The organism is Streptomyces sp. A1277 (assembly GCF_004795015.1).
In the GTDB taxonomy this organism is placed as follows: Bacteria; Actinomycetota; Actinomycetes; order Streptomycetales; family Streptomycetaceae; genus Streptomyces.
Genome location: NZ_SSBI01000092.1, coordinates 1 through 6,271, shown reverse-complemented (window position 1 = coordinate 6,271; position 6,271 = coordinate 1). Strand labels below are relative to the sequence as shown.

The following is a 6,271-nucleotide window of genomic DNA, read 5'->3' as shown; positions in this document are numbered from 1 at the left end:
TCGGTCAGTTCGGCCTGGCCGGTGTGCTGGTCATCGTCTTCGCCGAGTCCGGGCTGCTCATCGGCTTCTTCCTGCCCGGCGACTCCCTGCTGTTCACCACGGGTCTGCTGGTGACGACGGACAAGCTCCCCACGGCCTCCACCCCTGGCCGGGCATCCGCCCCGCCGAGCGCCCCCGCAGGGCCCGTAACGCCCGCCGTGCCCACAGCCCCCGCTCCGGGGCCCGCCGCCGAGCCGGCCCCGGGCATGACGCAGGGCGCCGGCCAGGTGCGCACCATGTGGCCGGACATCCTGGAGGCGGTCAAGAACCGCCGACGTTTCACGTGGATCCTTCTCAGCCAGAACGCCCAGGTCACCGGGTTCGACGGCAGCACCCTGCAGATCGGCTTCCTCAACGCCGGGGCCCGCGACAACTTCGCGAGCAGCGGCAGCGAGGAGGTGCTGAAGCAGGCGCTGGCCGAGCGGTTCAACGCCCAGTGGAAGATCGAGGCGATCGTGGACCCGTCCGGGGGCGCCGGCCAGCCCTCGCAGGCGCAGTCCGGCGGCCAGCGTCCGTACACCCCGCCGCCCGCCCAGCAGCGCCCCGCCGCCCCCGCGCCGCAGTCGTACGAGTCGCGGCCCGCACCCGCGCCCGCCCCGGCCCCCGCGCCCGCGCCTGCCCCGCAGCAGCCGAGCGGCGGGTCCCAGGCGGGGCCGCCGCCCAGCACCTCGTACGCCGCTCCCGAGGCGCCCAGACCGGTCGCCCCCGAGGACGACATCCCCGAGGCCGACGACCCGGACCTCGTGGACTCCGCCCTCTCCGGGCACGAGCTGATCGTCCGCGAGCTGGGCGCCACCGTCGTGGAGGAGTTCACCAACGAGTAGCGCGGAGACGGGGGCGCCGGACGGCGGTACCCCTGCGGGCGGCGGCGCGCTGCCGCCCGCATCGCCGCCACACCGCCCCCTGTTCACGGACCGGCGCCCGTCAAGGCCGCCACGCCCCGGCGGCTAGGCTGCACCCCGTGAAGGTCCTCGTCATCGGCGGCGGCGCCCGCGAACACGCCCTGTGCCGCTCTCTGTCCCTCGACCCCGACGTCACCGCTCTGTACTGCGCCCCCGGCAACGCCGGCATCGCAGAGGTGGCCGAACTGCACCCGGTCGACGCCCTCGACGGCGCTGCCGTCGCGCGCCTCGCCACCGAGCTGGGCGCCGGGCTGGTGGTCGTCGGCCCGGAGGCGCCGCTCGTCGCCGGGGTCGCCGACGCGGTGCGTGCCGCGGGCATCCCCTGCTTCGGCCCGTCCGGCGCGGCCGCCCGGCTGGAGGGGTCCAAGGCGTTCGCCAAGGACGTCATGGCCGGAGCGGGCGTACCGACCGCCCGCAGCTACGTGTGCACCACGCCCGCCGAGATCGACACCGCGCTCGACGCGTTCGGCGCCCCCTACGTGGTGAAGGACGACGGCCTGGCCGCCGGCAAGGGCGTCGTCGTCACCGATGACGTCGAGGCGGCCCGCGCCCACGCGCTGGCCTGCGACCGGGTGGTCATCGAGGAGTTCCTCGACGGCCCCGAGGTGAGCCTCTTCGCGATCACCGACGGCACCACCGTGCTGCCGCTCCAGCCCGCCCAGGACTTCAAGCGCGCCCTCGACGGCGACGAGGGTCCGAACACCGGCGGCATGGGCGCGTACAGCCCCCTGCCGTGGGCGGACCCCAAGCTGGTCGACGAGGTCATGCAGTCGGTCCTCCAGCCGACCGTGGACGAGCTGCGCCGGCGCGGTACGCCGTTCTCGGGGCTGCTGTACGCGGGCCTCGCGATCACCTCGCGCGGGGTACGGGTCATCGAGTTCAACGCCCGGTTCGGCGACCCGGAGACCCAGGTGGTCCTGGCGCGCCTGCGGACACCGCTGGCCGGTGTGCTGCTCGGGGCCGCCAACGGCACCCTGGACGCGCTGCCGCCGCTGAAGTGGCGCGACGACGCCGCCGTCACCGTGGTCATCGCCTCGCACAACTACCCGGGCACCCCGCGCACGGGTGACCCGATCGAGGGCCTTGACGAGGTCGCGGCGCAGGACGCCCCGCACGCGTACGTGCTGCACGCCGGCACCCGGCTCGACGCCGGCACGGTCGTCAGCGCGGGCGGCCGCGTCCTCTCCGTCACGGCGACGGCAGACGACCTCGCGGGCGCCCGCGAGCGCGCCTACGCGGCGGCGGCCCGAATCCGGCTCGACGGCTCCCAGCTCCGTACGGACATCGCGAAGAAGGCCGCGGAGGACGCCCGGACGGGGCAGCCCACAGAAGCCTGACGCCCGGGCCGTGTCCGCGAAGCCACGTCGTACGCCCGAAGGGCGTGGGCCAGGCGGGACTTTGCGGACACGGCCCTACCCCTCCCGCCCCCTCCCGCGTCGGCACCTTTGCCCAAAGCCATTCCATCGGGTGACGGCTGAGCCATCCGGATGACGCCCGCCGAAGGCCCAACTAGGGTGCGGCGCAAGCGTTCCGGCACTTGGCCCACCGGCATTGCGATGTCAGTGGCGGGTGCCACAGTGGGGGAGTGAGCAACACCGCCGCGGGGGCAGAGGGGGTGACGTCCGGCCATGTCCGGTACCGGTACAGGTGAGGAGCCGGGTGCGCAGGCAGCGCGTGCCCGGGCGCTCGCTCTGCTGCGCATCCGCGGCAGGGCGACGGCGGTCGCCGTGCTGCCCGCCGCGCTGGCCGTGGTCCTGTTCGCCGCGGGCGCGCAGGGCTTCATCGACGGCGGCGGCTGGACCGCCGCGCGCTGGGCCGTGGCCGCCTGCGCGGTCGTCGTCCTGCTGATCGCGGCGGCCGTCGCCGTCGCGGTCGCACGGGCGAAGCCGGCGGTCAGCCCGACCGTCCCGCTCGGTGAGAAGTCGGCCCCCGACCTCTACCGGCTGGTCCACGACCTGGCGGACCGGCTCGGGGTGCCCCCACCCTCGGCCATAGCCCTCACGCCCGACTGCGACAGCTGGCTGGAGGACCGCACCCACCCGGCGGCGGGCCGCGCGGCCGGGGGCCCCGCCCGCCGGGCGCAGGCCGCCCCCGTGCTGGTCATCGGCTCCCCGTTCCTGTGGTGGATGCGGGTCGCCGAGCTGCGCGCGGTGCTCGCCCCGGTCGTCGCGGGCACCAACTCCTCCGCCCACCCCGACATAGCCGCGGCCCGGCGCTTCGTCCGGGGCTTGGACGGGGCGGTCGCCGACGCCTCGGCCACCGCCCGGGGGCCGGTGCGCAGGGCCCTGTGGCTGCCGCGCGCCTTCATCGGCCGGATAGCCCGGATACTGCTGCGCAGCTGTCGCGGTCACGCCGCCGAGATGGAGCGGGGGGTCGCCGCCGCCGCGTCGACGCGCGCCCAGGCGGTGGACTACGGGCTGCGCATCGTGGCGCAGGAGCAGGTCGGCCTCGCCTACGCAGGCTGGGACCGGCTGCTGACCCGCGTCGCGCTGCCCGCCTGGCGGATGGGCCGCTGGCCCTCGCAGCTGGACGCGGGCGTCGTCTCCGCCCTCACCGAGCTCTCCCGCCGCGACCGGCTGGCCGAGGGGTACGCCTCCCGGCTCGGCGAGCGCCCCGCCTGCGACCTCCTGGAGGAGCCGGGGGCGGCCGACGAGGCGGCGTCCCTGCTGGCGGCCCGGCTCTTCCACGGGGGACCCGCCGAGACGGGCCCCGACTGGTCCCCGGTGGACTGGCAGCAGTATCCGGACGAGGTGGTCGACCGGAAGTGGCGTTCGGAGGCCGCCCGGCTGCACCGCGTCCTGGACGACATGGGCGTTCCGCCCGCGGCCGGCGTCGGCGGGGTGCCCACGCTCGCGCGCGTCGTGGAGCACCTGGAGACGGGGGAGCGCGGCGGCGAGGAGCTGGCGGCCGGGATCAGCGCGGCGGTGGCCCGCGAGGAGGCCGAGGCACAGGCGCGGCGGCCGGACACGGCGGCCCCCGGCGGCTCCAGCGCGGCGGGTGGCTCCAGCGCGGCCGGCGGCTCCGGTGCGGCGGGCGGCTCCGGTGCGGCCGGCGGCTCCAGCACGGCAGGCGGCTCCGGTGCGGCGGGCGGCCACGAAGCGGCCGGCGGCTCCGGCGCGGTTTCCGGCTCCGGCAACGACGTACCGGCCCTGTGGGGGCCCGACCCGCTGCCGCTCTTCCCGCTCCAGCCGCCCCGTACGGGGACCGATCTGCTCGCCGACCACGTCGCGGCGATGGTCTGCTGCGCCGCCGTGGACACGGCCGGTGCGGCGCCCGGACTCGACTGGCTCGACGGGCCCGCGCTGCTGGTCGACGGCGAACGCCGGGCGGACCTCGGCAGCCCGGTCCTCAGCCTGATCGAGGACGGCGACGCGGGCCCGCTGCGCTCCTGGCTGGCCTCGGTCGGCGTGCGCACCGACAAGCCCGTCCGGCTCGGCTAGGGCGATGTCCGAAACGGGGCCCGGAACGCATGTGCGGAACGGGCACGCGGGCAGGGACGGGGAAGAACGAGCCGGGGGCAGGGGAGAACAAGTCCATAACCGGAGCGACAAGTTCCGTTCACGTCAATTCGCGACGAACGGTGACGGAGTGCGTGCGTTATGTGATGTGCTGGGGAGCGGCGCTGACAGCCGGCGCACCGCTGTTGATCCGGGGGCCTGAGGGAGGGGGAGCGTAATGGGGGCGGAACAGATCCGTCGGTGGGAATCGGGTGCCCTGGCGCATGCCGTGACCGACCCTTTCGGCCAGGGCCCGCTGCCCTGGCTGCGCGGCAGTGAGAACTACTTCGACGACACCGGCCAGGTCGTCCCCTGGTACGCGGACCCCACGCTGCCCCGCGGTTCCACCGACGGCGGCACGCGTACCGCCGACGACGTGCGCCGGCAGATCAAGGGCTTCGCCTCCACCGGGGCGGCCGCCCCCGGCGAGGCGATCGACTTCCACATCACGGTGGACCCGCCCCAGCAGTTCTCCGTGGACGTCTACCGGATCGGCCACTACGGGGGCGACGGCGCCGCCAAGATCACCACGAGCCCGCGGCTGTCCGGCATCGTCCAGCCGCCGCCCCTCACCGCCGACCGCACGGTCTCCTGCCACCACTGGTGGCAGTCCTGGCGGCTGCAGATCCCCTCGTACTGGTCGATCGGCGCGTACGTCGCCGTGCTCACCACGATCGACGGCTACCGCTCGCACATCCCGTTCACCGTCCGCGACGACCACCCGGCCGACCTGCTGCTGGTCCTCCCGGACATCACCTGGCAGGCGTACAACCTCTACCCGGAGGACGGCCGGACCGGCGCCAGCCTCTACCACGCCTGGGACGAGGAGGGCCGGCTGCTGGGGGAGGAGGACGCGGCGGTCACCGTCTCCTTCGACCGCCCCTACGCGGGCGCGGGCCTCCCGCTGCACGTCGGGCACGCCTACGACTTCATCCGCTGGGCCGAGCGCTACGGCTACGACCTCGCCTACGCCGACACCCGCGACCTGCACGCGGGCCGGGTCGACCCGATGCGCTACCGGGGCCTGGTCTTCCCCGGCCACGACGAGTACTGGTCGGTGCCCATGCGCCGCACCGCCGAGCGCGCCCGCGACAACGGCACCTCCCTGGTCTACCTCTCCGCCAACACCATGTACTGGCAGGTCAGCCTCGGCCCCTCGGCGTCCGGTGTCCCGGACCGGCTGCTCACCTGCCGCAAGCGCCGAGGCCCCGGCAAGCCCGCGCTCTGGCGCGAGATCGACCGCCCAGAGCAGCAGCTGCTCGGCATCCAGTACGCGGGCCGGGTCCCCGAGCCCCACCCCCTCGTCGTGCGGAACGCGGAGCACTGGCTCTGGGACGCCACCGGCGCCGGCGAGGGCGACGAGATCGCCGGCCTGGTGGCGGGCGAGGCCGACCGCTACTTCCCGCGCACCACGCTGCCCGAGCACGACAACCGCATCCTGCTCGCCCACTCCCCGTACCAGGACAGCGAAGGGGCGAGGCGCCACCAGGAGACGTCTCTGTACCGGGCCCCGTCCGGCGCGCTCGTCTTCGCCTCCGGCACCTTCGCCTGGTCCCCGGCCCTGGACCGCCCCGGTCATGTGGACCCCCGCATCCAGCGGGCCACCGCCAACCTCCTCGACCGCATCTGCAAGCGCGCCTGAGGCAAGCCCGCCGAGGCGAGCGAGCCGAGGCATGCCGGCCCGAGCCGGAGCCCGCCCGCACCCGATCCCGCCCCGCCCCACGGACGAGCCCGCCCCGCGCCCGAGCCCGCCCCGCGCCCGAGCCCGCCCCGCGCCCGAGCCCGCCCCGCCCCACGGACGAGCCCGCCCCACGGACGAGCCCGCCCCGCGCC

At 75.6% G+C, this 6,271-nt stretch carries 3 protein-coding genes and 1 pseudogene; all 4 read left to right on the top strand.

Annotated elements, in window-relative coordinates:
• Nucleotides 1-863, top strand: a pseudogene (locus E6R18_RS33690) (hypothetical protein); the annotation flags it as partial.
• 137 nt (nucleotides 864-1,000) lie between these two features.
• A complete protein-coding gene (gene purD, locus E6R18_RS33685; protein ID WP_136320666.1) occupies nucleotides 1,001-2,278 on the top strand; it encodes a phosphoribosylamine--glycine ligase in 1,278 nt (425 codons plus the stop codon).
• Between the two features lie 291 nt (nucleotides 2,279-2,569).
• Entirely contained in the window at nucleotides 2,570-4,381 is a 1,812-nt protein-coding gene (locus tag E6R18_RS33680; protein WP_136320665.1) for a hypothetical protein, read from the top strand.
• Between the two features lie 235 nt (nucleotides 4,382-4,616).
• Entirely contained in the window at nucleotides 4,617-6,080 is a 1,464-nt protein-coding gene (locus E6R18_RS33675; RefSeq protein WP_136320664.1) for a N,N-dimethylformamidase beta subunit family domain-containing protein, read from the top strand.
• The last annotated feature ends 191 nt before the right edge of the window (nucleotides 6,081-6,271 follow it).